The following is a 24,455-nucleotide window of genomic DNA, read 5'->3' as shown; positions in this document are numbered from 1 at the left end:
TCTCCTGGCCTCGTCGACGCTTCTCCGTTCGCACTATCTGCAACTTTGCATCGAGAATTCGCAAAGATATTCAAGTGCAATGTGTTTCGGCTTTTCTCTACCGGAAATAACGTGAGTGTCATGACTGAAACGCACGAAGAAATCTTGATCATCCGTCGTGGCGAGACCCTCGACGTCGTGTTCAACCGGCCGGAAAAGCGCAACGCATTGACCCCGCAGATGTACGACGCCATTGCCGGAGCCTGCCGGCGCGCCGACTCCGACCGCGAGATTCGGTTACTCACTCTCCGAGGTGCTGGGGGAGAGGCGTTCTCGGCGGGCTCCGACATTGGCCACTTTCAAACCTTCTCGAGCTTTCAGGACGGGCTCGACTACGAAAGCCGGTTCGTCGGCGTACTGACCGAACTCGAGAAAGTGAGGGTTCCCACCCTCGCGGTCATCGACGGTGTGTGCGCGGGAGCAGGGCTGTTGCTGTCGGCAGCGTGCGATGTGCGGATCGCGACGCAGGGGTCACGCTTCTGCCTACCGATCGCGCGCACACTCGGAAACTCGTTGTCGATCCATTCCGTGGCGTTGCTGGCGGACAGGATCGGCAGTTCGCGTCTGATGTCGTTGATCGCTCGGGCTGGGGTGATGTCGAGTGGCGAGGCTCTGCGGAGCGGCTTCCTCAGCGACTGTGCAACAGAGTCCGAGTTCGCGACCCTGACTGCCCAGGTATCTCGCGATCTACTTGCCGCCGCCCCGATGACCGTCTGGACTATTCGGGAGTCCCTGCGACGCATCAGAACCCGAGTGATTGCCGACAACGATGATCTGATGAGCATGATCTACAGCAGTGACGACTTCAAAGCCGGCGTCGACGGTTTCCTTCGCGGGGAACGACCGCTCTGGGCCGGCGTGTAGTTCGGCGGTAGAACCACAGGCTTGCGTTGGAGCGCGCTCTAACCCCTAGCGTTGCCGACCATGACAACAAAGACCTGGATCATCACTGGAGTTTCTCAGGGTTTCGGCCGTGAACTCGCACTGTCTGCACTTCGATCGGGGGACGCGGTAGTCGCTGCAGTTCGTCGTCCCGAGTCCGTTGCAGATATTGCGTCGGCGAATCCGGATCGGTTCTCGGCGGTGACGTTCGACGTCAGAGATACCGCAGCGGCTCCGGGCGTCGTCGAATATGCGCTCGAGCGTTTTGGTCGCATCGACGTGCTGGTCAACAATGCCGGTCGTGGGATGGTCGGCGCGGCGGAGATGGTGGACGATTCGACCTTGCGGGATCTCATGGAACTGCACCTGATCGGACCCGCCGCGTTGGTGCGCGCCGTCCTCCCGTCGATGCGAGTGCAGGACAGCGGGACGATCGTGCAGATGAGCAGTCAAGGCGGCCGTATGTCGTTTCCCGGCGTCGGGGCGTACTCGGCGTCGAAGTTCGCTCTCGAAGGTTGGTCGGAGGCTCTCGCCGGTGAGGTCGCGCAGTTCGGCGTTCGGGTGATGATCGTCGAGCCCAGCCGATTCCGTACAGCATTCAACACGCCTGGCGTTCTGAGCTTCGCCGAATCATCATCGGAATACCGTGATTTGCTGGATCCCGTTCTGCGGGACATGGCGGCCGCAGACGGTGTTCAGGAGGGTGATCCGGAGAAAGCAGCAGAGATCATCACCTCGCTTGTGCACAGCGAGAATGTGCCACTTCGTCTGCCACTCGGAAAGGAAGCCGTGGAGCGTGTCTCCGCGTCGTATCGGAAGAATCTCGCCGAGGTATGCGTCTGGGCCGACCTGGCTCGCAGTGCAGACTTCGCGGATGCTGCCGGCCCTGTCCGCCCGTTCTAGGCTGAGAGTCATGGCTACGGAAGACTTGATGCGTAAGGCACTCGAGGCACTTGGGGAAGTGGACGGGCCAATGTCGATCGAGGTGATTCACCGACTCGTCGATGCAGGGGACGTTCAGGAGCCGATGTCGATCGCCGAAGTCTCGGACCTGCTGGATGTCTCGGCACATACGCTGCGCTACTACGAGAAGATCGGTCTGGTCGAGGTCGATCGTGACTCGAGCGGACATCGTGTGTACGGTCCGGAATCTGTTCGCAGGCTGGTGTTTCTGACCCGCATGCGCATCTCGGGTATGGCGATTCGCGACCTGCAGCACTACGTCGAACTGGTCGACGCCGGTGAAGGGACAGTTCCGGAGAGGCTCGACATGCTGCTCGAACACCGGGACACCGTTCGTCGGCAGATCAAGGAGCTCACGTTGTCTTTGGCTGCGACGGAGTACAAGATTGCGACGTACGGCGGGCGGACCGGAGAGCAGGATATTCAGCCGAGTGAAACCGGAAGCAACCCTCGCGGGGTCTCTTGAGCGATCTGGTTCAGCGCAGACTCCAACGTCGGAAATTGATACTGGAAGCCGCTGTCCGCGAGCACCCCTGGTGAAACCCAGCGACTCTTCGTTACCAGTTCAGCCTCGGTGCGGATGATTCGTGCGCCGAACTCGAGCATCCAGCCCGGCGTCGGAAACCCATATTGTCGGCCAAGTTTCGCTCGTACCATCCGCATCATGTCGGTGTTGGTTACCGGATACGGGGATGCGATATTGACCGGGCCTGAGATCTCCGGATTCTCGTAGACGTGGATGATCGCGCGAATGACGTCGGCGATGTGAATCCAGCTGAACATCTGTCGGCCGTCGCCCATTCGTCCGCCGAAGCCCATTCGGGCGAGGTTGACGAACGGATTGATCGCCCCACCGCCGGCTCCGAGGACGATCGACATCCGAAGTGCCACTTTGCGAACAGGCGTTGGGGCTGAGAACAATTCGTGTTCCCACGCTCGCGCGACCGCTACGGAGAATCCCTTTCCCAGCTCTCCGTTCTTCTCGTCCATCGGTCGATCTCGTGCGTCTCGGTAGATCGTGCCGGTACTGGCATTCGCCCAGAGTGAGGGTGGCTGCGGCGTGCGGGTCAGCGCACGACCCAACAGTGCAGTCGTTTCCACTCGGGAGGAGAAGATGTCGTCGGCATTGCGCTTGTTGTAGCGGCAGCTCACGGAGCGGCCGGCGAGGTTGACGAGCAGATCCGTGCCGCTGAGTACATCGGCGACGCAGTGCTCGTCGGACCACGTGGCATCGCTCGTTCCTCCCCGGCCGATCGTCCGAACGTCGACCCCGTTGGATTCGAGCGTTCGAAGAAGGTGTTGGCCTACGTAACCCGACGCACCACAGACAACAACGGTCTTCATGGTTTTGTGTTCCCCTCTGCAGAAACGACTTTTGTCATCAGGGCGGCGACATCGCCGACCAGACCTCGTGCCACTGGCAGCCGGGCGAGGGTGAGCGCTTTCGCGATGATCGGGACCAGGCCGTCGACGAGGGATCGGGTACGAGTTTGCCCCGGAGACGAGTCGGTGACCCAGTGCAGCGTCACGCCCAGATAGCTAAGCCACAAGAGTGTTGGGAGCTGGGTCTCCAAGGACGCCGGCGTCTTCTGCTTCGACGCCGCCAGTGCTTCGCGCATCAATTCGACGGCCATCGATCTCGCATCGCTCGACTCGGCCGAGAACGGGCTGGACGGCGATGCGGTTGGTAGGGCAACGTGCAGAAACGCGCCACCGAACCCGTGATATGGCCCCATGACATCGAGTCCGGTGTGCAGAACGATCGCGAGATTTTCCGCGAGTGAGCCACCCTGCCGCAGGAGTGGAAGCGCACGCTCTCGGTGATCACGTTGGATGACGAGATACAGCTCGTGAACCAGTTCGTCCTTGCTGGCGAAGTAGTAGTAGGCATTCCCGAGGGAGATCTCCGCTTCGGTCGCGATCTTGCGCATGGTCGTCGCTGCGAAGCCTTCGTCGCGGAAGAGCCGCAAAGCTGTTGCCACCAGCTTTTCCCTGGTTTCGATCCCGCGACTGCTCATGGGCTCCCTTCCTTTGAACGTGTTCAAGTTCAGCGTACGCCTTGAAGTTGAACACGTTCAAGAGTCGATCTGTTGCGAGGAATATAATAAGCGCGCATACTAAAATCATGATTGAACTTGCGCTCGGTTCGCCTGGTGGTCGGCGATGAACGCCTGGTTAGGGGTTGTCTCTGCCGAACATGTGCGTCGCGCAGTGGATCTTGGGATCGCGCAGATCGGGCACGGGAAGAGGTCCGGATTGGCGCGGATGAAGGCGGGCGATGTGCTTGTCTACTATTCGCCGGTCGAGTCCATTGGTGATCGAGATCCGTTGCGCGAGTTCACAGCCCTCGGTGTGATCGAAGAGGGTGAGATCTGGCAGGCGGACGAGGGGTGCTTCAAGCCGTTTCGGCGTCGAGTGCGATACGAGCCGTTCACGCCCGTTCCTCTCGGCGACGTACGGAGTCGATTGGCATTGACCTCGACACCGAACTGGGGGTATCAGCTCCGCCGAGGCTTGATTCCGTTGGATGGCAACGACGTCGAGATTCTGCGCTCGACAACGAGCTGACACACTGACGCTGTGGTGAAGAAACTGGAAACCGACTTCGAGGATGCTGGCGACAGTCCGGGTCTGATGTTGTGGCGTGTCACCAACGCGTGGCAGGCCTCGATTCGCGCGGCGCTGCGGCCTTTCGACCTGACTCACGTGCAGTTCGTTCTGCTCGCAGCACTGACCTGGCTGGATGCAGAGACGCCGATAACTCAACGCGATCTTGCCGAGTATGCGCGCACCGACGCGATGATGACGTCACAGGTGATTCGGACCCTCGAATCCAAGAAATTGGTCGAACGACGTCCACACCCGACGGACGCTCGGGCACGCTCGGTGGTGGTGACCCAGGCGGGTGCGGCCCTGGCAGGCAAGGCAAATCGTGCGGTCGAAGCATCGGATCGGGAATTCTTTGCCGCTCTCGGGGATCGTCAGGCGGCCTTTGTTGCGATGCTCGGCGTGCTTGACCGAAAGTAGCGACCTACAGTTTTCAGGGGATTACTCTGAAGTGGTCTGCAGCAGTGCATATTTGGCTTCCAGCCCGTCCAATAGGGATTCCAGCGCGAGTTCGAAACTGGCACCATCGATTTCCGTAGCACGCTCGCGCAACAGATGTGCTCGCGTGAGGTGCGGGTAACGCTCGGCGTAGATCGCCGGATCGTCCACGAATCCGCCGGAGAACGTCGCTGTCGCAGCGCCCATGACCACGTACTTGACGGAAGCGCCGATCAGCGTTGCCGTGCGCTGCGGCCATCCGGCGCGCACCAGCCCGCCGTGGATGGCGTTGGCGCGGTCAAGGGCGATGGGCCTGACGCTCGGACCGTAGGCCAAGTAGGGAACGATATTGGGATGCTTGCCCAGGGCAGCGTGGTAGGACCGCGCCCACGTGCGAAGCGCACCGCGCCAATCGTCAGAGTCGAAGCCGCTCACGTCGACGGACTCCATGATGACGTTCGCGACGTCGTCGAGTAGCTCGTCCTTGTTGGCGTAATGGCTGTACAGCGATGGTGCTTGCACGCCGAGAACGGTGGCGAGTTTGCGCATCGAGAAGTCGGTCAAACCGTGCTCGTCGACCAATTTCAGGGCGGTGTCCCTGATGATCGGCTTGCTCAGTAGTGGAATCCGCGGTCGCGCCATCGCACACCCTTTCGTGTGAAAGTACTGGACAACCTTACACCGTGAGTTTATTATCCAATTAACCTAACAGTGTTCGGGAACGTGGAGGATCAGATGACGCGGGTGTTCGAGAACAAGGCCGATCTCCTGGGGGCGGTCGGTGAAACGCTGGGCTCGAGCGAGTGGGTCGAGGTCACCCGCGAGATGGTCCATCAATTTGCCGACGCGACCGGTGACCATCAGTGGATTCACGTCGACGACGAAAGGGCAAAGCGTGAATCACCTTTCGGCGGTCCGATTGCCCACGGGTATCTGACTCTCTCGCTCCTGCCGCTTCTGTCGAAGTCCGTGTACCGCATCGATGGGGCGAAGATGGTCGTCAACTACGGGTCCGACAAGGTTCGATTCCCGAGTCCGGTGCCGGTCGGAGCCAAGGTTCGAAACACTGCAGTGCTCTCCGCGATTGAAGAGTTGCCGAACGGTTCACTACAGAGTCAGATCACCAACACCGTCGAGATCGAAGGCGTGGGCAAACCTGCCGTCGTTGCGCAGACCGTCGCGCGAATCTTGTTCTGAAATCCTGCAAGAAGAAAGCAGACTCCACATGAATCTCGAACTGACCACTGAGGAAGTTGCGTTCCGCGAGGAGATGCGAAAGTTCTTCACCACCGAATTCTCGCCCGAACTTCGAGCACGTGCAGCCGGATTCGGAAAGCTGACTCGTGAGGACATCGTTGCGGGTCAACAGATTCTGAACGCACACGGGTTGGCGGTTCCACACTGGCCGGTCGAATGGGGTGGCAAGGACTGGACTCCGGTTCAGCGCCACATCTATTCCGAGGAAATGCAGTTGGCGTCGGTACCCAACCCGTTGCCGTTCAACGTGAGCATGGTTGGGCCCGTTATCGCTGCCTTCGGTTCGCAGGAGCAGAAGGAGAAATTTCTCCCCGCTACGGCCAACGCCGATATCTGGTGGTGCCAGGGTTTTTCGGAACCAGAAGCCGGTTCGGATCTCGCTTCACTCAAGACGGCTGCTGTCCGTGACGGCGCGGATTACATCGTCAACGGTCAGAAGACGTGGACTACTCTCGCGCAGCACGCCGAGTGGATCTTCTGTCTGGTTCGGACAGATGCCAGTGCCCAGAAGCGTCAGGCAGGAATTTCGTTCCTGCTCATCGATTTGGCGACTCCCGGCATCACGATTCGTCCCATCAAACTGATCGACGGCAGCGTCGAGGTCAACGAGGTGTTCTTCGACAACGTCCGTGTTCCTGCGGAAAATCTTGTCGGCGAGGAGAACAAGGGCTGGGACTACGCCAAGTTCCTGCTCGGCAACGAACGCACGGGCGTCACGCGGGTCGGGTTCTCCAAAACTCTTGTCGCCACGGCAAAAGAGAAGGCGCGGGAGGTTCGCGTCGGAACCGGCACCCTCCTCGATGATCCGTTGTTCGCGGCTCGGTTGGCTGAGCTGGAAAACGATTTGCTTGCGCTGGATCTGACTCAACTGCGAGTTGTGGCGAGTTCGGCAGACGGCAAGCCGAACCCGGCGTCCTCGCTGCTCAAGCTCCGCGGCTCCGAATTGCAGCAGGCAGCAACGGAATTGCTGATGGATGTTGCGGGTCCGGACTCGTTGCCGGTGAATACGGTCGAGATCGACTCGCCGGAGTGGGCGCAGCAAGCGGCGCCGCGCTACCTGAACTACCGGAAGGTTTCCATCTACAGCGGATCAAGTGAGGTGCAGCGCTCCATCATTGCCTCCTCGATTCTCGGATTGTGAGCATCTGACATGAATTTCGAACTCGACGACGAGCAGACGATGCTTCGCGACACGACGCGTGAATTGCTCAACCGCAGCTACGACGCGGAGAAGCGCAACGCCACCTCGGCTACTGACGAGGGATGGAATGCCGCGGTGTGGAAGCAGTTCGCGGAGCTCGGGCTGCTCGGCCTGCCGTTCGCGGAGTCTGACGGCGGAATGGGCGCTGGACCGGTCGAGACCATGGTCGTGATGACCGAACTGGGCCGAGCGCTTGCACCCGAGCCGTACTTGGGTGGTGTTCTGATCCCCGGCGGTTTGATCGCGGCTGTCGGTTCGGCAGATCAGCGGGCGCGGCTCCTGCCGGCGCTCAGCGACGGGACCACTCTGTCGGCCTTCGCGCATACGGAACCCGGCATGCGCTGGCCGGTCGCCACCGTCACGACCACGGCGACGCAGTCGGGATCGGGGTGGACTATCACCGGCGTCAAGAACCCGGTCCTGCAGGGCGACAGCGCGCACGTCGTGGTCGTCAGCGCCACACTTCCAGGCGGCGGCACCGGTCTCTTCCTGGTGGATGCGGAGGGCTCAGGTGTCACACGGAGCACGTATGCCACCCACGACGGCCGTCGCGGTGCGCAGTTCACGTTCACCGATGCCGCGGCCGAACAACTTGGTGAGGGCGGCGATGTCACGGCGGCGATCGTCGAAGCAGAGGTCCGGGCGCAGGCAGCTCTGTGCGCCGAGGCGATCGGAATCATGACCGAGGCGCTGCGACTGACGACGGATTATCTGAAGCAGCGCAAGCAGTTCGGTGTTCCGCTCGCGAAGTTCCAGACGCTGACGCATCGTGCGGCCGACATGTACGTCGCTCTCGAACTGGCGAGCAGCATGAGTCTGTACGCCACCATGGCCATCGCCGACGGTGTGATCGATCCGACCGTCGCGTCGCGAGCGAAGCTGGCTGTCGGTCGTGCCGCGCATCAGATCGGTCAGGAAGCAATTCAAATGCACGGTGGTATCGGTATGACAGCCGAGTATCCGGTCGGGCACTACGTCTCGCGGCTGGTGGCCATCGAACACACTTTGGGCGCATCGGACGATCACCTCAGGGTGCTGGCCGGCGGCGTCTCGAACTATTCGATGGTTGACGTCACGGAGTAGATCGGTGGGTGAAGATAACGGGAGGTCATGCGCAGGTCGCGTGGCCTCCCTTGTCTGTGCGGGGGCCGGCCCGCGGTATTCGAGGTCGAGTAAAATCCCTGTGATCAGTCCGAGAAGAGAAAGGGATCGAAGTGACCGCGCATACCGAGCAGCTCGAGTTCCAAGCAGAAACACGTCAGCTGCTGGATCTGATGGTTCATTCAATCTATACGAACAAGGACAGCTTCCTTCGTGAGTTGATCTCCAACGCTTCGGACGCGCTGGACAAACTTCGCCTCGAGTCGTACCAGGACAAAGACCTCAACGTCGACGTCTCCGATCTGCATATCGAGATCGACATCGACAAGGCGGCACGCACCCTGACCATCCGCGACAACGGCATCGGAATGTCGCGTGACGAGGTCGTCGACCTGATCGGCACGCTCGCCAAGTCCGGCACCGCCGAGGTGCGTCGTAAGCTCAAGGAAGCCAAGGATGCAGCGGCATCGGAAGAACTGATCGGTCAGTTCGGCATCGGCTTCTACTCCACGTTCATGGTGGCGGACAAGGTCACGCTGCTGACCCGCCGCGCCGGTGAAGATCACGCGACGCGCTGGGAGTCGACCGGCGAAGGCACGTACACGCTCGAGCATGTGAACGAGGCGCCGCAGGGCAGCTCCGTGACCCTGCACCTGATGCCCGAGGATTCCGAGAACGGCCTGCACGACTACACGTCGGAATGGAAGATCAAGGAACTGGTCAAGAAGTACTCCGACTTCATCGCGTGGCCTATCCGCATGGATGTCGCTCGTACGTCGACGCCGGCCGAGGGCGAGGAGCCCGAGGTCACCATCGAGACCGAGACGATCAACTCGATGAAGGCTCTGTGGACTCGTTCCAAGGACGAGGTGTCCGAGGACGAGTACAAGGAGTTCTACAAGCACGTCAGCCACGCCTGGGACGAGCCTCTCGAGGTCATCCCGATGAAGGCCGAAGGTACTTTCGAATACCAAGCGCTGCTGTTCATTCCGTCGACGGCGCCGTTCGATCTGTTCATGCGTGAGCGCAAGGCCGGCATCCACCTCTACGTCAAGCGCGTCTTCATCATGGACGACTGCGAAGAGTTGGTGCCCGATTACCTGCGCTTCGTCAAGGGCGTGGTCGACGCACAAGACCTCTCGCTCAACGTCTCTCGTGAAATTCTGCAGCAGGACCGGCAGATCGCTGCCATCCGTCGTCGTCTGACCAAGAAGGTCCTCTCGACCATCAAGGACATGAAGGCGAACGAGCCCGAGAAGTACTCGACCTTCTGGACCGAGTTCGGACGCGCGCTCAAGGAAGGCCTGATGGCCGATGCCGACAACCGCAAGACGCTGCTCGACATCTCTTCGTTTGCCTCGACCAACAGCGAAGAGGGCGTGACCACTCTCGCCGAGTACGTGGAGCGCATGAAGGACGGCCAGGAACAGATCTACTTCATGACGGGCGAATCCCGTTACCTCATCGAAAGCTCCCCGCACATGGAGGCTTTCAAGGCCAAGGGCCTCGAGGTTCTGGTTCTCACCGACCCGGTGGACGAGATGTGGGTCGACGCTGTCTCGGACTTCGACGGCAAGACCTTCCAGTCGATCGCCAAGGGCGAGGTCGACCTCGACACCGAGGACGAGAAGAAGGCGGCCGAGGCCGAGCGCGAAGAGAAGGAGAAGGAATTCGGCGAGCTGCTGACGTGGCTGACCGAAACCCTGTCCGACGACATCAAGGAAACGCGTCTCTCGACGCGACTGACCACCTCGGCTGCCTGCATCGTCGGCGACGCGTTCAGCATGTCTCCGACGCTCGAGAAGATGTACAAGGCTTCGGGTCAGCCTGTTCCGCACAGCAAGCGCATCCTCGAGCTCAACCCGGAGCACCCGCTTGTCTCGGGTCTTCGGGAGGCGCAGGCCGCCAACGACAATGCGGAGAACCTGACTGAGACGGCTCAGTTGCTCTACGGCATGGCGTTGCTTGCCGAGGGCGGCGAGCTGAGCGACCCGGCGCACTTCACGCGCCTGCTGGCCGATCGTTTGGCCCGCACAGTCTGATCTCGTTCTAGCTCGCTCGAACTCCCGGCACTCACCCTCATTGGTGAGTGCCGGGAGTTTTTTCTTTGATCGTTTTCTAATGAGGACCGTTTCTGTCCGCAATGACTTCTAACGTAGTTCTCACAGGGCAAAGAACCCACGAGCGAAGGAAAAACATCATGAACGCACCGACCACCACCGTCACCGGCGAGCGCGCGGATCTCCTCCAGAGCCTGCGTCAACATCGTGAATTCCTTCTCTTCACGGTCAAGGACCTCACCGACGAGCAGGCTGCTTCGAGGCCGACCGTGAGCGAACTGTGCCTAGGCGGATTGATCAAGCATGTGGGTCAGGCGGAGAAGGGTTGGGTCGACTTCATTCTGGAAGGGCCGGCCGGACTTGGCGGGGACTTCGACCCGACCCAGTGGTCGGAAGAGATGCAACAGGAACGGGCGAACGAATTTGCGATGGTCGAGGGTGAAACCTTGGCAAGCATCGTTTCCGAGTATGAAGGGATCGCGGCCAGGACCGACCAGTTGGTGGCCTCGCTGGACAGCCTTGACATCTCTCATCCACTTCCGAGCGCTCCGTGGTTCGAAGCCGGCGCTCGCTGGTCAGCGCGGCGCGCATTGCTGCACATCATCGCCGAGACGGCCCAGCATGCGGGCCACGCAGACATGCTTCGTGAAGCCATCGACGGATCCAAGACGATGGGTTGATCGACAGCTCGATCAACCGGGATGTTTACACATCACACAAATATGTAACACTAGTGTCTATGAGCACCGAAAAGTCTGCCTTGCAACCGCCGATGCAGTGGGACGCCTGGGGCGATCCGGCCAAGAAGCGTGAACTGTCGGACGCAGTCACATCATTGTTGACCGGATTTCTCGGTGTGTCCGCACCGACTCGCTCGCGCCTCGCCATCGAAGACGTTCAGGTGACTCCGTCCGCCCTGGCTCAGTCGCACGTCGAGGCGCTGGCTGGGCTGGTCGGGGCCGAGTACGTCAGCACCGAGGATTCGGATCGAATCCTTCGGGCCGGTGGCAAGAGCACCCCGGATCTGCTTCGTCGTCGTAGTGCCGAGCCGCAGGACGCACCGGACGCAGTCGTCACTCCAGGGACAGGCGCAGAGGTCGAGCAGGTTCTCCGATACTGCTCTGCCAACCGGATCGCAGTGGTCCCGTTCGGTGGTGGCACCAGCGTCGTCGGCGGGCTCGATCCCATTCGTGACGGGTTCGACGCAGTTCTATCTCTCGATCTGCGCAGGTTCGATCAGCTCGTCGGGTTGGACGAGGAATCGGGCATCGCGACGTTCGGCGGCGGAACCACCGGCCCACGGGCCGAGGAGCTTCTGCGTGAGCACGGTTTCTCGGTCGGGCACTTCCCGCAGAGCTTCCTGTTCGCCACTCTGGGCGGGTTTGCCGCCACCCGGTCTTCGGGGCAGGCGTCGGCTGGATACGGACGTTTCGAGGACATGGTTCAGGGCCTCACTGTTGTCACCCCGAGTGGTGTGGTCGAGACCGGGCGTGCGCCGGCATCTGCCGCAGGCCCCGATCTGGGTGAGCTTTTTGTCGGCTCCGAGGGCACGTTCGGCGTCATCACGCACGTGCGTGTGCGGGTTCACCGCCTGCCCGAGACCACCGTGCGCGAAGGGTGGAGCTTCCCCGACTTCGCCACCGGCGCAGCAGCATTGCGTGAGCTGGTCCAGGAAGGATCGGCTCCGACAGTATTGCGGTTGTCCGACGAGGCCGAGAGTGGCGTGAATCTGGCGACTACCGACAAGATCGGCGAGAACGCTTTCGCGGGTGGTTGCCTCGGCATCACCACCTACGAGGGCACCGCTTCGCACACCGCTGAACGGGTGGCGGAGGCCCGAGCAATTCTCACCGCTCACGGTGGGACTTCGCTCGGTGAGGAGCCCGGAAACAGTTGGGAACACGGGCGATTCGATGCGCCGTATCTGCGTGACGCTCTGCTCGACGTCGGCGCACTGTGTGAAACCCTCGAGACAGCAACCACCTGGGGTAACCTCGCGAACCTGCGCTCCTCGGTCACCGAAGCGCTGACCAAGGCTCTCGTCGAGCAGGGGACTCAGCCGCTCGTCATGTGCCACATTTCTCACACGTACAAGACCGGTGCTTCGCTGTACTTCACAGTAGTCAGCGCGCAGACCGAGGATCCGATCGCTCAGTGGCACAAGGCGAAAACTGCCGCTGGCGATGCGATCATCGCCGCCGGTGGCACGATCACCCATCATCACGCAGTCGGAGCTGACCATCGCCCGTGGATGAAGGACGAGATCGGCGAATTGGGCGCGAATATCCTTCGCGCAGTGAAGAATGCAGTGGACCCTGCCGGCATCCTCAATCCTGGAAAGCTGATTCCGTGACCGAAACCCGCAGTCAGATCGAGAAGGTTACCGTCCTGATCAATCCGATGGCGGGACATGGTCACGCGCCTGCAGCCGGACGCAAAGGTGTTGCGCGACTGCGTGCTCGGGGAGTTGCCGTCACCGAGATTATCGGAACCGACGCCGACGACGCCAAGAAGTTGGCGCGTCGTGCGATCGAGGAGGGCACCGACGCGCTGGTGGTGGTCGGCGGCGACGGTGCCATCAGCATCGGATTGCAGGCTGCCGCGTTGACCGATACTCCTATCGGGCTTATCCCGGCGGGCACCGGGAACGATCACGCCCGTGAGTTCGGCATTCCCACAGGCGATCCCGAGGCAGCCGCCGACGTGATCGCCGACGGCGTCGTGCAGCAGTCCGACCTGGCGAAGATCACGCTTGCCGACGGTTCCGTCGTCTGGTCGGGAACGATCATCGCCAGCGGATTCGATTCGCTGGTCAGTGAACGGGCCAATCGGATGTCGTGGCCAAAGGGACCGATGCGCTACAACTTGGCGATGCTCGCCGAGTTGGCGAAGATGAAGCCGCTGCCGTACCGGATCGAACTCGACGACGAGGTCATCACGGTGGACGCGACGCTCGTGGCTGTCGGCAACGGCCGCTCGTACGGTGGCGGCATGCTCATCACTCCGGGCGCGTCGAAGTCTGATGGGTTGCTGGATCTGACCGTCGTCGGGCACGGTTCGAGGTTGCGTCTGGTGCGCCTGTTTCCGCGGGTGTACAAGGGAACTCACGTCTCCTTGGATGCGGTGCAGACGTATCGGTCGAAGAAGGTGCGGTTGGTCTCCGAGGGCATCATCGCCTACGCGGACGGTGATCGGGTGGGGCCGTTGCCCATCACGATCGAGGCAGTTCCCATGGCGCTCAACATCTTGACGCACACTCGGATCTGAGTTGGTTCTGCCGGTCACGCGGTAGCAGTGGTGTAAGACTTCTCGGATGAACGAATCGAGGAGGTCGGTGCACCGCCGCACTGCGTGGACGTCGGAGCGGTGGCAGCTCACCACCGACATCCCCTTGACCGCTGCGGCCTGCCTGTTCTTGGTGGCGTACGCGTACCAAGTCCTGGCGCAACCGACTGGCTTCCCGCATCGCCTGACCGAATGGATCATGTGGGCCGCGTGGTTCGTATTTGCCGTCGACTACGCAGTTCGCCTGTGGTTGGCTCCTGCACGCGGTCGCTGGTTCGTCAGGCATCTCTTGGATTTGGCGATGGTGGTGCTACCCATGCTGCGTCCCTTGCGCCTCCTTCGATTGGTCACCCTGCTTGCAATAGTCCACCGCTCGAGCGGGCAAAGCTTGCGTGGACGAGTGGTTGTTTACGCCACCGGGGCTACGGCCTTGCTGATCGGTGTCGCGGCACTGGCCATGCTCGACGCCGAGCGGCACGCTGAGGGCGCCGCCATCACGTCGTACGGGACGGCGTTGTGGTGGGCGATGGAGACGGTTACGACCGTCGGTTACGGAGACATGGCTCCTGTCACTACAACCGGGCGCCTGATCGCCGGAGCGTTGATGATCGGCGGAATTGCATTGCTGGGCATCGTGACTGCCACACTCGCTTCCTGGTTGGTCGAGCGAGTGGCGGAACAGGACGAGGCAGGGCAGGCCGCGACGCGTAAGCAGGTGGCAGATCTGTCCGTGGAGGTCCGAGCATTGGCCACCCGCACGCACCGAGTCGATCTCGCGTCCGTCGATACCGATTCGCTGCGTCGCGAACTGGCGTCGAGGGGAGTCGTGGCGCAGCATGCACCTTCGGACAATTGACCCGCAGTACAGCAAACAATAGAACGATGGTCTGATAATCTTGCGTGATGGTGGCGACCCATGGATTCCAGCGCGCGCGCAGGCCCGAGCAGATCGAAGCACGTCGGTGCGCGATTCTCGACGCAGCTCGCGCGATGCTCGGGTCCAAGCCAGTCGCAGACATCAGTCTGCGTGAGCTCAGTGAGAGCGTCGGCCTCGCGAAGTCGAACGTGCTCCGGTACTTCGACAGTCGCGAGGCCATCTTTCTCGAAGTGCTCGACGAGAACTGGGTAGCGTGGCTGGACGGGTTGTCCGAGTCGTTGACTCCGACCAGTGACGACTCACCGTTTGCCGCTGAAATTCATGTGGCATCCGCGGTTGCGGAATCGCTTGTCTCACAGCGGTTGCTGTGCGAGTTGATGAGCGTCATGGCCGGTGTCCTCGAAAGAAACATCTCCGTCGACTTCGCCCGTGACTTCAAGAAGCGGGCGACGGTCAACTCGGGAAGGTTTGCGTCGCTGGTTCATTCGCAACTGCCCCATCTCTCGGAGGGCGACGCCGCTCAATTCGCCAAGGTAACCCTGGTGATCGTTGCCGGCTTGTGGCCGACTGCCGAGCCGACTGAATCCATGGTCGTCGTACTGAACGAGATGCAGGCGCCCCCAGCCTCCGACATGTTCGCAGTCGGCCTGCGTGAAGGTCTGATCAACCAGCTCGTCGGGTTGTCGGCGCGAGCGGCAACCCGAACGAGCTGAGAACGATCAGGCGCTGTGCAGCGTCAGAACGGTTATCTCGCTCGGTGCGAACACCCTGAAGGGCGGACCCCAGAATCCGGTTCCCCGGCTGGTGTACAGCTGCGTACGTTCTCCGTGCCTGGTAAGCCCGTGCACCGACGGTTGATCGAGTTTCACCAGAAAGTTGAAGGGCCAGATCTGTCCGCCGTGGGTATGACCGGCGAGCTGCAGATCCACTCCCGCGGAAGCGGACTGAGTAACCTGCTTCGGTTGGTGGGCGAGCATCAGGATCGGCAATTCGGGGTCGGAGCCGGCCAGGGCCATGTCGAAGTTCGCGCCGTGCCCGTCCAGTTTCGATCCCAACGCTGTCGCATCGTCGACGCCGGCGATGACCAGTCTGTCTCCGCCCTTGGTGACGACGAGGTGGCGGTTGTGCAGCGCGTCCCAGCCGATCGAGGTCATGTAGTCGAGCCACTCCTGAGCCTCGTGGAAGTACTCGTGATTGCCGGTCACGTAGACGCGAGCGAGCCCGGCTTCGACCGATGCGAGGGGGGTCGCTTGGCCGAGGCGCTGCTCTACCGTTCCGTCGGCGATGTCACCGACGTGGGCCACGATGTCGGCGTCGAGATCGTTGACTGCCGCGATCACGCGCTCGGACCACTTCTCGCGATTGATCGGCCCGAAGTGAGTGTCGGTGATCGCGACTACCCGAAGTTTGTCCATCCCCGCACCAAGGCGGGGGATGGTGACGTCGACCTGCTTGATCCGTGGCAGTCTCATGGCTTCCCGGTAGCCCCAGATCAGCAGAAGGGCCGAGATGATCAGTGCGGCAACGGCGACGATTCTCGATCGAAGCGGGTCATCCACGCCGCCGACGAGCAGTCCGAGCCTCAGAACTTCGCCGAGCAGGGTCCACACGAACACGACCCAGATGATTCCGAGGAGTGCGTCGCCGATCAGGCGAACTGGATCGCGGTCGGTGTGTCCGTGGCTGAGCACCATGCTCGCAGGCAGGGCGATCAAGAGGGCGGCAAACAGAACGGTGCCGAAAACTGCCACCGCCGTCGGCCAGTCCGGCCGGATGAACAAGCTCCACCATGGGTACACGAACAACAGAGCCAAGATCGACGCGACAATCGCGGATATGGCAACGATCCGCAACGGTCTGCGGCGCGGAACTCGAGCGACGTCGGTCGCCTGGGGTGTAGTCACCCCGTCCAGAGTAAAGGTCCACTGGTCTATTAACAAGGGGACAGTGGTCCGCTATCGGAATGTCGGTGTTCTCGGATAGGTTTCCGAACGTTGAAACTCGGCCAGTGATCAGGTGGGTGGCGCATGGAGAAGTACGACGTCAAGAAGGCATACAAGGATCTCTATTCCCCCGGGCGCCGCGATTTTGCCCTCGTGACCGTCCCGCGCTTCGGCTACTTCGCCGTCGACGGTCACGGTGATCCCAACACTGCCACCGAGTACTCCGAGGCGCTCGAAGCGCTGTATTCGGTGTCCTACGCGACCAAATTCGCGAGCAAGAAGGAACTGGATCGCGACTTCGTCGTGGGCCCGCTGGAAGGGTTGTGGCGGGCAGATGACCCCGAGGTGTTCGTGACGCGGGACAAGTCGTCGTGGGATTGGACGATGATGATCTCGCAACCGGAGTGGATCACGGAGACGGAACTGTCTGCGTCGATTGACGCAGTCCGGGCCAAGGCAGTGCGGGCCAAGAAGGAGATTGCCGCTCTCGACAAGGTCAGGTTTCTCGAGTTGGAGGAAGGTCTGTCCGTCCAGATTCTTCACGTCGGCTCGTACGACGACGAAGCTCCCACCCTGGACCGGCTGCACAACACGTTCATCCCGTCGAACGGCCTGAGCTTCAACGGCGATCATCACGAGATCTACCTCAGCGACGCTCGCCGGACGCCGCCCGAGAAACTGAAGACGGTTCTGCGTCAGCCTGTTTCGAGGTAGTGATTACGGCTCGAGGCCGCGCAGCTTCTCGAGGTCGCGTCGCTCGCGTTTGGTCGGTCTGCCGGCGCCACGATCACGTCGCGGAATGGACGCGATCAGTTCGGGCGGTGGTGGGGGCGGCGAATTGTCCTGCAGGCAATCGGCGGCCAGCACGGCGCTGACTCGCTTCGTGATCGGCTTGACCACGACGACGATGCGCTCGATGCCGGATACACGCACCCGCACCTCGTCGCCGGCTTTCACCTGCTGAGCTGCCTTTGCCGACGTTCCGTTGACCCGAACGTGTCCCGATCGGCAGGCGGTCGCCGCCTGCGAGCGTGTCTTGAACAGCCGAACCGCCCACGTCCAGCTGTCCACACGAACACTGATCGCGTCGGAAGGGAGATGAGCTGGCACGCACTCCAGCCTACCGACGAGTGCTCACAGACCCTGCGCGCGGATGCCCGAGTAGGCGCGCGGCGCGTACCGCAGTTGTAGCGGCAGCAGATGCCAGAATCGATCTGTCAATGTCAGGAAGCGGGCGAACCAGAAGTACATTCGTTCGTCGCGCGGCGTCCATTCCCATCCGAGAGTTTCGCGCGCCTTCTCCGGCATCAGTGCCTTGCCGATCCAGTTCGCCACGGCCATCGTGGGGCGTGAGGTCAGACGCCACAGCCACGTCGGAACCTTCGGAGCCGGTGCGATGTCGTGCTCGGCGATGCGCGTCGACCATTTTGTGGTGTGGGTGTTGATCAGGTGGTTGTCGAGCATGTCTTCCCAGTACGTGCGAAAACTCGCGTAGTCGTCGAAAGCCGGTCGATCGGTGAGACCGTAACAACGCCAACAGGTTACGGCCTCACGGACAAGCTGGTCCTTCTGCTCCGGTGTGAACTTCTTGTATGCAAATCGTTCGTTGAAATCGAGTATCACCTCGAAGAACGTGACGTGAGTCCACCAGAAAGTGTCAGGAGCGAGGGCGTGGTAGCGCCCGCCGGTTTCGTCTGTTCCTTTGAGATCGGTGTGGAAGTTGCGAACGAGCGTGCCTGTGCCCTCTTCGGTCCGGTCGTACACGACCCCGTAGATGGGAGGAAGTGAGCGGAACAGGCGGTCAAGCGGATTGTCGAAGAAGTTCGAATGATCTTGCAGCGCTCCACTTACCGCGGGGTGCATGTTCTGCAGCGTGCCTGCGCGTCCGAGATACAGCAGACCGCGAACGTCGCCGAAGTGTGTCCACGTCAGGGAACCGGGGCCGATCGGATCGGCTCGTAGTTCCCGGGGCTCTGGTCGCGCCTGGGGCTTAGGTCGACGAGTATCGGTGTCCGGATCGCTGCTCATCTGGTTGACCCTCCGCCTGCGCTCATGTGACAACGGTTGTTGTCACATGATGACTTTTGCTGCGCCGCGCGAATTTGTCAATGGATTCGGCTAGATCTGCCCGAAAACAACTCCGGCCCCTCACCTGCAACAGGTGAGGGGCCGGAAGAGTGAAGCGGTCGGACTCAAGCGTATTCGTAGAAGCCGCGACCGGTCTTCTTGCCGAGGCGACCGGCGTCGACCATGCGGCGAAGCAGCGCCGGCGGAGCGTAGTGCGGTTCTGCGAATTCCGCGTACAGCGACTCCGCTGCTGCGAGAGCGATGTCGAGACCGACGGTGTCGAGCAGCGTCAGCGGGCCCATCGGGTAGCCGCAGCCGCCCTTCATGGCCTCGTCGATGTCTTCTGCTGTGGCGTAGCCGGATTCGAGCATCCGGACAGCCTGGCACAGGTACGGGATGAGCAGAGCGTTGACGATGAAGCCCGAACGGTCGCCCGCGCGAACCGTCTTCTTGCGCAAGGTGTTCTTGGCGTAGTCGGTGACGGCGAGAACGGTCTCTTCGGACGTCGTCAGGCTGACCACGATCTCCACGAGCGGCATGACCGGCACGGGGTTGAAGAAGTGAACGCCGACAACCTGGCCGGGGCGCGAGGTGGCCTTGGCGATCTTGATGACGGGGATCGACGACGTGTTGGTCGCCAGAATGCCTGCAGGCTTGACGATCTTGTCGAGCTTGCCGAAGATCTCGTACTTGAGAGCTTCGATCTCGGGAGCAGCTTCGATCACCAGATCGCGATCGGCGAACTCTTCCATGTCCAAGGTGACGCGGACGCGTGCGATCGCGGCGTCGGCGTCTTCCTGGGTGATCTTGCCCTTGGCGACGCCGCGGTTGATCGACTTGGCGATCCGTTCGCGAGCAGCGGCGGCAAATTCTTCTTTGGTTTCGAGCACCAGTACCGAGCTACCGGCTTTTGCACAAACTTCGGCAATGCCGGCACCCATGGTGCCGCCGCCGATTACGCCTACGAGTTCCACAATTCTCCTCAAAAATTAGGGGCAAGCCCCTGTGCGCCGTTCCGGTAGTCAGAACTACCAGAAAGGCGCACAGGGGCGCGAAGTGCCTTACTTCAACAGCGCACGCGACATCACGACGCGCTGAATCTGGTTGGTGCCTTCGTAGATCTGCGTGATCTTGGCGTCGCGCATCATGCGCTCGACCGGGAAGTCGGTGGTGTAGCCGGCGCCACCGAACAGCTGCACGGCGTCGGTGGTGACCTCCATGGCAACGTCCGAAGCGAAGCACTTCGCCGCAGCGGAGATGAAGCCGAGGTTCTTCTCGCCACGCTCGGCGCGTGCTGCGGAGGTGTAAACCATCAGACGTGCGGCTTCGACCTTCATCGCCATGTCCGCGAGCATGAACTGAACAGCCTGGAAGTCGCTAATGGACTTGCCGAACTGCTTGCGATCCTTGGTGTACGCCAGCGCCGCGTCGAGTGCGCCCTGGGCCAGGCCGACAGCCTGAGCACCGATGGTGGGACGCGTGTGGTCGAGGGTCTCGAGTGCCGTCTTGAAGCCGGTGCCCGGTTCGCCGATGATGCGGTCGCCGGGGATGCGGCAGTTCTCGAAGTACAGCTCAGCGGTGGGGGAGCCCTTGATGCCGAGCTTCTTTTCCTTCGGTCCGACGACAAAGCCCTCGTCGTCCTTGTGGACCATGAAAGAGGAGATGCCGTTTGCGCCCTTGTCGGGATCGGTGACAGCCATGACGGTGTACCAGGTGGACTTGCCGCCGTTGGTGATCCAGCACTTGGAGCCGTTGAGGATCCAGTCGTCGCCGTCAGCCTTTGCGCGGGTACGCATCGAAGCGGCGTCGGATCCGGCTTCACGCTCGGACAGTGCGTACGACGCCATTCCGCCGTTCACGAGGTCCGGGAGCACCTTGGACTTGAGCTCTTCGGAACCCTTGAGGATCAGGCCCATGGTGCCGAGCTTGTTCACAGCGGGGATCAGCGAGGAGGATCCACAGACGCGGGCGACTTCCTCGATGACGATGCAGGTGGCGACGGAATCGGCGCCCTGGCCGTCGTAAGCCTCGGGAACGTGGATGGCGTTGAAGCCGGACGCGTTGAGAGCGGTGAGCGCTTCCTCGGGGAAACGTGCGTTCTCGTCGACGTCCTTGGCGTACGGCGCGATTTCCTTCTCGGAGAGTCCGCGGATAGCAGCCCGCAGTTCGTCGTGCTCTTCGTTCAGTGCGAAGAGATTGAAATCCGGGTTTCCTGCCATGGGAACGCTCCTTGGTGAAGGTGGCTTGAAGGCGGTCGGTGCGGCTCCGGCGTTACCAGCGAGATTCGCGGACAGACCGGTGCCCATGACCCCAGTCAAACACGGCACTGAGTGCCAGGTCAAGGGATGGGTGTGTGAAGTTTCGGTGCACGAGCAGTGTCAGCCGAGTTGTTCGTGGATTTTTCTGCTGATCTCATCAGCGGACGTGCCCGGGGCAAAGGCTACTACCAGCACGGACTTCGATTCTGGCGTGCTGGTCTTGGACCCGGGTGCCACGCCGTACGTCCGCCGAACGTCGAGCAATGCCTGACTTAGTGCATCAGCTGTGGCGTCCTCGTCGCCTTTGATCATGCTTCGCAAGAGGTAGTTGTGGCACGCGGTGACAGCTGCGGCAAAACCGACAACCTCGAGGACAGGTTCGCGGGGCACAGCGCTGCGCAGGTAGTCGACGAAGAGGCGCTCGTAGCGGAATCCGGTGACGAGTTCGCGGTCGCGAAGAGCCGGAACATGCTGTACGACGCGGTATCGCCGCATCGACAGGTCTCGGTTCCTGCGGAAGAAATCGAACACCAGTCCCGCGGCCTCGCACACGGACGCCCAGGGGTCGGCGGAATCGGACGCGAGGAACTCTGCGACGTGTTCGAGGAGGGACTCGTGATCGGCGAAGATCACGTCTTCCTTGGAGCGGAACTGCCGGAAGAACGTCCGACGCGACACACCGGCGGCAGCGGCGATCTGCTCGACGGTGGTGGCTTCGTACCCGTTCTCCGAGAACAACCGGATCGCTTGAGACGCGACGTGTACCCGAAACTGTGCGGGGTCAGTTCCGGGTACATCGGAGCGCTCGGTCATGGATGCAAGTATCCAGGTTTCGTCGGCGTCAGTTGTCGGCGCGTAGCTGGAACTTGAGAACCTTGCCGGTGGGGGTGCGAGGAAGGTCGAGCGGGAAGACGATGTCGCGGGGAACCTTGTACCCGGCCAGCAAAGTGCGGGTGTGCTCGACGATGTCTTCGGCGGATGCCTGTAATCCCTTGCCCAGCACCACGAATGCCTTCGGGCGCTCGCCCCACTTCTCGTCCGGAACGCCGACGACTGCCACGTCGATCACCGCGGGGTGACTCATGATTGCCTGCTCGACCTCGACGGTGGAGATGTTCTCGCCGCCTGAGATGATGATGTCCTTCGCGCGGTCCTTGAGCTGGATGTATCCGTCGGGATGCATGACGCCGAGGTCGCCGGAATGGAACCAACCACCGGCAAATGCTTCGGCTGTCGCGGCCTCGTCGCGGTAGTACCCGAGCATCACGTTGTTGCCGCGGAGCACGATCTCACCCATGGTCTGGCCGTCGGCGGGGACGTCGTTCATCTCGGCATCGACAACGCGAGCATTTTCGGCCTGCACCATGCCGACTCCCTGACGCGAGAGAAGTGCGGCGCGCTCGGACTGCGGCTTGTCGTCCCAGGCTTCCTGGTATTCGCAGATCGTGTAGGGGCCGTACACCTCGGTGAGGCCGTAGACGTGAACCACGGTGACACCGATGTCTTCGAGTTTTCCGATGATCGTCGGTGACGGGGGAGCGCCGGCGGTGGTGATGCGCAAGGCGTCGACCTTGTGGGCCTGGTCTGCGTCGGCGATGGTGGAGCAGACGGTAGGAGCGCCGCACAGATGTGTCACGCCCAGATTGTCGATGGCGTCCCAGATCGCATCGGCGCGGACCGCGCGCAGGCAGATATGTGTGCCCGCGGCCTGAGTGACGGCCCACGGCGTGCACCACCCGTTGCAGTGGAACATCGGCAGTGTCCACAGATACTTCGTCGCTCCGTCGAAGCCGTTGTGGAATGTCTCGCCGAGCGAGTTCAGGTACGCCCCGCGGTGGGAGTACATGACGCCCTTGGGTTTTCCGGTGGTACCCGAGGTGTAGTTGATGGCGATGCACTGCTGCTCGTCGTCGACGCCCCAGTGCAGTGGCTGATCGGAGAGAGCTTCGCCTTCGGCAATCAGATCGGCGTACTGCCCGGTGACGATTCCGGTGGGAACGTCCGGATAGGGGACGGTGGAGTCCGGGATCTCGACGATCTCACGCAGGCTCCCCACGTTTGCCTTGGACGAGGTGACCGAACCGACGAATTCGGAGTCCACGAACAGGATCGTGGTTCCCGAGTGATCGAGAATGTATTCGAGTTCGGGACCGGCGAGGCGTGAGTTCAGGGCGATCAGGACCCCGCCGGCGAGGGGGACGGCAAAATGCGCGAACAGCATCTCGGGTACGTTCGGCGCCAGGTATGCAACGCGGTCACCGGGCTGAATGCGTTCACGCAGGACGCGGGCCAGAGCCGCGACCTCGTCACCGAACTCTCGGTACGAGTAGGTCCGGTCGCCGTGAACGACGGCGGTGCGCTCGGGGAACACCGCGGCGCTGCGCTCGAGAAAGCGCAGCGGACTGAGCGGGGTGTTGTTGGCTGCAACAGCTGTCGGGACAGACACGGTTCCTCCGAAGGCGACGTGGCACGGTTGGTGTCACGATAAGTGTGATCGGCACTACAAATGGCCTGGATGCACGCTATTGCCCAGCCAAAGGTGCCGCTACCCTCTGAATTGGGTACGTGGAGGTGAGAGTGAGCAGGGTACTGAGACCGAGCGACGACGACGCGTTGCGCGCCGAACTGCGTCGGCTGCACCCCAAAACCGAGTTGCCGGTTCTGTTCGGCGGCTGCGTCAGCGACCGGTCGCTGACCATCACCGGTCACGTCGGCACGCGCAGCAACATCCTGCGAAACCTGCGGATCGACGCCGAATGCGGACTCGGCGGTCGGGCGATCGCAGAACAACGACCGGGCGCGGTCCAGGACTACGCGAACTCGTCGCACATCACTCACGACTACGACTATGAAGTGGGTACCGAAGCGATTGAATCCTTGATGGCAGTCCCCATCGTCGTACGCGGGGTTACTCGCGGAGCGATCTACGGAGGACTGCGTGCCAACCTGCCGATCGGCGACGTGATCGCAGAGACGATGATGCGATCGTCGTACGCGTTGGCCCGAGAATTCGAGATTCGCGACGAAGTGGATCGTCGGGTGGCGATGCTCGATACCGCTGCGGTGGAACATGGTTCGAACCGCGATGCCCAGATATCCGAAGGGTTGACCGAGAGCGTCCTGGCGCTCGGCGAGATCGCGGCGAACCTCGAGGACATGGCTCTCAGCGCGCAGGTCCTCGCGGTCGAGGCAAAGTTGCGGGCGTTGGCGTCGCCGAAACCTTCCGCGAACACTCCAGTCGCGAACACCGTTGTCCTGTCGCCACGCGAGCGGGAGGTGATGGGGTACGTCGCTCTCGGACTGCGCAATGCCGAGATCGCCGAGAGGTTGTCCCTGAGCGTCGAAACGATCAAGACGTACATGAGGAATCTGATGGGAAAACTCGACGTCCGCAGTCGTCACGAAGCGGTCGTGGAAGCGCGGCGGCAAGGTTTGATTCTGTGAGGGCTTGATTCTCTGATCGGTCCCGCCAAGCGG

26 protein-coding genes are annotated in these 24,455 nt (G+C 61.7%); 16 read left to right on the top strand and 10 right to left on the bottom strand.

All coding sequences use genetic code 11. The annotated features are described in order from the left end of the window. Positions 1 to 120 precede the first annotated feature (120 nt). The 3 genes from AC1Q61_RS00495 to AC1Q61_RS00485 are packed head-to-tail and all read left to right on the top strand — an operon-like array spanning position 121 to position 2,350. Positions 121 to 903 carry an enoyl-CoA hydratase gene (locus AC1Q61_RS00495; protein WP_042925048.1) on the top strand — a complete coding sequence of 261 codons (783 nt, stop codon included), beginning with the start codon at positions 121 to 123 and terminating at the stop codon, positions 901 to 903. A gap of 60 nt (positions 904 to 963) precedes the next feature. Further along, positions 964 to 1,824, top strand: a complete 861-nt coding sequence (locus AC1Q61_RS00490) for an SDR family NAD(P)-dependent oxidoreductase (RefSeq protein ID WP_492650759.1) — start codon at positions 964 to 966, stop codon at positions 1,822 to 1,824. A gap of 10 nt (positions 1,825 to 1,834) precedes the next feature. Then, a complete protein-coding gene (locus AC1Q61_RS00485; protein WP_042925042.1) occupies positions 1,835 to 2,350 on the top strand; it encodes a MerR family transcriptional regulator in 516 nt (171 codons plus the stop codon). On the opposite strand, the gene AC1Q61_RS00480 is transcribed toward AC1Q61_RS00485, so the two are convergent. After that, positions 2,308 to 3,228 (bottom strand): TIGR01777 family oxidoreductase, encoded by a 921-nt coding sequence (locus AC1Q61_RS00480; protein ID WP_042925039.1) that lies wholly within the window; start codon positions 3,226 to 3,228, stop codon positions 2,308 to 2,310. The two genes, AC1Q61_RS00485 and AC1Q61_RS00480, sit on opposite strands and share 43 nt — an antisense overlap. After that, entirely contained in the window at positions 3,225 to 3,902 is a 678-nt protein-coding gene (locus AC1Q61_RS00475; protein WP_042925034.1) for a TetR/AcrR family transcriptional regulator, read from the bottom strand. Before AC1Q61_RS00475 ends, AC1Q61_RS00480 begins: the two co-directional genes overlap by 4 nt. A gap of 145 nt (positions 3,903 to 4,047) precedes the next feature. Between AC1Q61_RS00475 and AC1Q61_RS00470 the strand changes: the two genes are divergently transcribed. Both AC1Q61_RS00470 and AC1Q61_RS00465 read left to right on the top strand, forming a co-directional pair. After that, positions 4,048 to 4,452, top strand: a complete 405-nt coding sequence (locus AC1Q61_RS00470) for an EVE domain-containing protein (RefSeq protein WP_019745260.1) — start codon at positions 4,048 to 4,050, stop codon at positions 4,450 to 4,452. A gap of 12 nt (positions 4,453 to 4,464) precedes the next feature. Beyond that, a complete protein-coding gene (locus AC1Q61_RS00465) occupies positions 4,465 to 4,911 on the top strand; it encodes a MarR family winged helix-turn-helix transcriptional regulator (RefSeq protein WP_042925031.1) in 447 nt (148 codons plus the stop codon). 21 nt (positions 4,912 to 4,932) lie between these two features. Here the strand turns inward: AC1Q61_RS00465 and AC1Q61_RS00460 are convergent, their stop codons facing one another. Further along, entirely contained in the window at positions 4,933 to 5,571 is a 639-nt protein-coding gene (locus AC1Q61_RS00460; RefSeq protein WP_042925028.1) for a TetR/AcrR family transcriptional regulator, read from the bottom strand. Between the two features lie 93 nt (positions 5,572 to 5,664). Here AC1Q61_RS00460 and AC1Q61_RS00455 point away from each other — a divergent pair, with 93 nt between their 5' ends. The 9 genes from AC1Q61_RS00455 (at position 5,665) to AC1Q61_RS00415 (ending at position 15,423) form a co-directional block, all read left to right on the top strand. Beyond that, positions 5,665 to 6,126 carry a MaoC family dehydratase gene (locus AC1Q61_RS00455; protein WP_042925055.1) on the top strand — a complete coding sequence of 154 codons (462 nt, stop codon included), beginning with the start codon at positions 5,665 to 5,667 and terminating at the stop codon, positions 6,124 to 6,126. A 28-nt stretch (positions 6,127 to 6,154) separates the two neighbouring features. Then, complete coding sequence (locus tag AC1Q61_RS00450) at positions 6,155 to 7,327, top strand: acyl-CoA dehydrogenase family protein (RefSeq protein WP_492650758.1); 1,173 nt, start codon at positions 6,155 to 6,157, stop codon at positions 7,325 to 7,327. 9 nt (positions 7,328 to 7,336) lie between these two features. Then, positions 7,337 to 8,470, top strand: a complete 1,134-nt coding sequence (locus tag AC1Q61_RS00445; protein ID WP_492650757.1) for an acyl-CoA dehydrogenase family protein — start codon at positions 7,337 to 7,339, stop codon at positions 8,468 to 8,470. Positions 8,471 to 8,601: 131 nt separating this feature from the next. Beyond that, positions 8,602 to 10,530 carry a molecular chaperone HtpG gene (gene htpG / locus AC1Q61_RS00440; RefSeq protein WP_492650756.1) on the top strand — a complete coding sequence of 643 codons (1,929 nt, stop codon included), beginning with the start codon at positions 8,602 to 8,604 and terminating at the stop codon, positions 10,528 to 10,530. 158 nt (positions 10,531 to 10,688) lie between these two features. Beyond that, on the top strand, positions 10,689 to 11,228 hold the full coding sequence (locus AC1Q61_RS00435) for a DinB family protein (RefSeq protein ID WP_097386903.1): 540 nt from the start codon (positions 10,689 to 10,691) through the stop codon (positions 11,226 to 11,228). Positions 11,229 to 11,320: 92 nt separating this feature from the next. Next, positions 11,321 to 12,901 carry an FAD-binding oxidoreductase gene (locus AC1Q61_RS00430; RefSeq protein ID WP_492650776.1) on the top strand — a complete coding sequence of 527 codons (1,581 nt, stop codon included), beginning with the start codon at positions 11,321 to 11,323 and terminating at the stop codon, positions 12,899 to 12,901. Next, a complete protein-coding gene (locus tag AC1Q61_RS00425; RefSeq protein ID WP_003940547.1) occupies positions 12,898 to 13,815 on the top strand; it encodes a diacylglycerol kinase in 918 nt (305 codons plus the stop codon). The genes AC1Q61_RS00430 and AC1Q61_RS00425 overlap by 4 nt, the downstream gene beginning before the upstream one ends. Positions 13,816 to 13,861: 46 nt before the next feature. Further along, the gene (locus AC1Q61_RS00420; RefSeq protein WP_428690955.1) at positions 13,862 to 14,689 is read left to right on the top strand and encodes a potassium channel family protein; all 828 of its coding nucleotides are present in this window, start codon (positions 13,862 to 13,864) and stop codon (positions 14,687 to 14,689) included. Positions 14,690 to 14,736: 47 nt separating this feature from the next. Further along, entirely contained in the window at positions 14,737 to 15,423 is a 687-nt protein-coding gene (locus AC1Q61_RS00415; protein ID WP_021332017.1) for a TetR/AcrR family transcriptional regulator, read from the top strand. Between the two features lie 6 nt (positions 15,424 to 15,429). Here AC1Q61_RS00415 and AC1Q61_RS00410 read toward each other — a convergent pair whose 3' ends face one another. Continuing rightward, positions 15,430 to 16,614 carry a metallophosphoesterase gene (locus tag AC1Q61_RS00410; protein ID WP_020970747.1) on the bottom strand — a complete coding sequence of 395 codons (1,185 nt, stop codon included), beginning with the start codon at positions 16,612 to 16,614 and terminating at the stop codon, positions 15,430 to 15,432. Between the two features lie 123 nt (positions 16,615 to 16,737). Between AC1Q61_RS00410 and AC1Q61_RS00405 the strand changes: the two genes are divergently transcribed. Further along, positions 16,738 to 17,367 carry a GyrI-like domain-containing protein gene (locus tag AC1Q61_RS00405; protein ID WP_007731353.1) on the top strand — a complete coding sequence of 210 codons (630 nt, stop codon included), beginning with the start codon at positions 16,738 to 16,740 and terminating at the stop codon, positions 17,365 to 17,367. A gap of 3 nt (positions 17,368 to 17,370) precedes the next feature. On the opposite strand, the gene AC1Q61_RS00400 is transcribed toward AC1Q61_RS00405, so the two are convergent. The 6 genes from AC1Q61_RS00400 to AC1Q61_RS00375 all read right to left on the bottom strand — a co-directional run bounded on the left by AC1Q61_RS00400 (position 17,371) and on the right by AC1Q61_RS00375 (position 23,424). Continuing rightward, positions 17,371 to 17,763, bottom strand: coding sequence for an RNA-binding S4 domain-containing protein (locus AC1Q61_RS00400; protein ID WP_003940158.1), 393 nt, complete (start codon positions 17,761 to 17,763; stop codon positions 17,371 to 17,373). Positions 17,764 to 17,787: 24 nt separating this feature from the next. After that, positions 17,788 to 18,681, bottom strand: a complete 894-nt coding sequence (locus AC1Q61_RS00395; RefSeq protein ID WP_492650755.1) for an oxygenase MpaB family protein — start codon at positions 18,679 to 18,681, stop codon at positions 17,788 to 17,790. Positions 18,682 to 18,845: 164 nt separating this feature from the next. After that, the gene (locus tag AC1Q61_RS00390) at positions 18,846 to 19,694 is read right to left on the bottom strand and encodes a 3-hydroxybutyryl-CoA dehydrogenase (protein WP_020909078.1); all 849 of its coding nucleotides are present in this window, start codon (positions 19,692 to 19,694) and stop codon (positions 18,846 to 18,848) included. 87 nt (positions 19,695 to 19,781) lie between these two features. After that, entirely contained in the window at positions 19,782 to 20,939 is a 1,158-nt protein-coding gene (locus AC1Q61_RS00385) for an acyl-CoA dehydrogenase (RefSeq protein WP_003939784.1), read from the bottom strand. A gap of 159 nt (positions 20,940 to 21,098) precedes the next feature. Further along, positions 21,099 to 21,791: a TetR family transcriptional regulator gene (locus AC1Q61_RS00380; protein WP_030535165.1), complete on the bottom strand. Its 693-nt coding sequence runs from the start codon at positions 21,789 to 21,791 to the stop codon at positions 21,099 to 21,101. 28 nt (positions 21,792 to 21,819) lie between these two features. Next, positions 21,820 to 23,424 carry an acyl--CoA ligase family protein gene (locus AC1Q61_RS00375; protein WP_030535166.1) on the bottom strand — a complete coding sequence of 535 codons (1,605 nt, stop codon included), beginning with the start codon at positions 23,422 to 23,424 and terminating at the stop codon, positions 21,820 to 21,822. 131 nt (positions 23,425 to 23,555) lie between these two features. On the opposite strand from AC1Q61_RS00375, the gene AC1Q61_RS00370 reads away from it, so the two are divergent. Then, the gene (locus tag AC1Q61_RS00370) at positions 23,556 to 24,422 is read left to right on the top strand and encodes a helix-turn-helix transcriptional regulator (RefSeq protein WP_030535167.1); all 867 of its coding nucleotides are present in this window, start codon (positions 23,556 to 23,558) and stop codon (positions 24,420 to 24,422) included. Positions 24,423 to 24,455 lie beyond the last annotated feature (33 nt).

The sequence above is a fragment of the Rhodococcus sp. MPR-R1B genome (assembly GCF_058793255.1).
The sequence above is the reverse complement of the archived record's forward strand: the minus strand, read 5'-3'. Positions and strand labels throughout refer to the sequence as shown.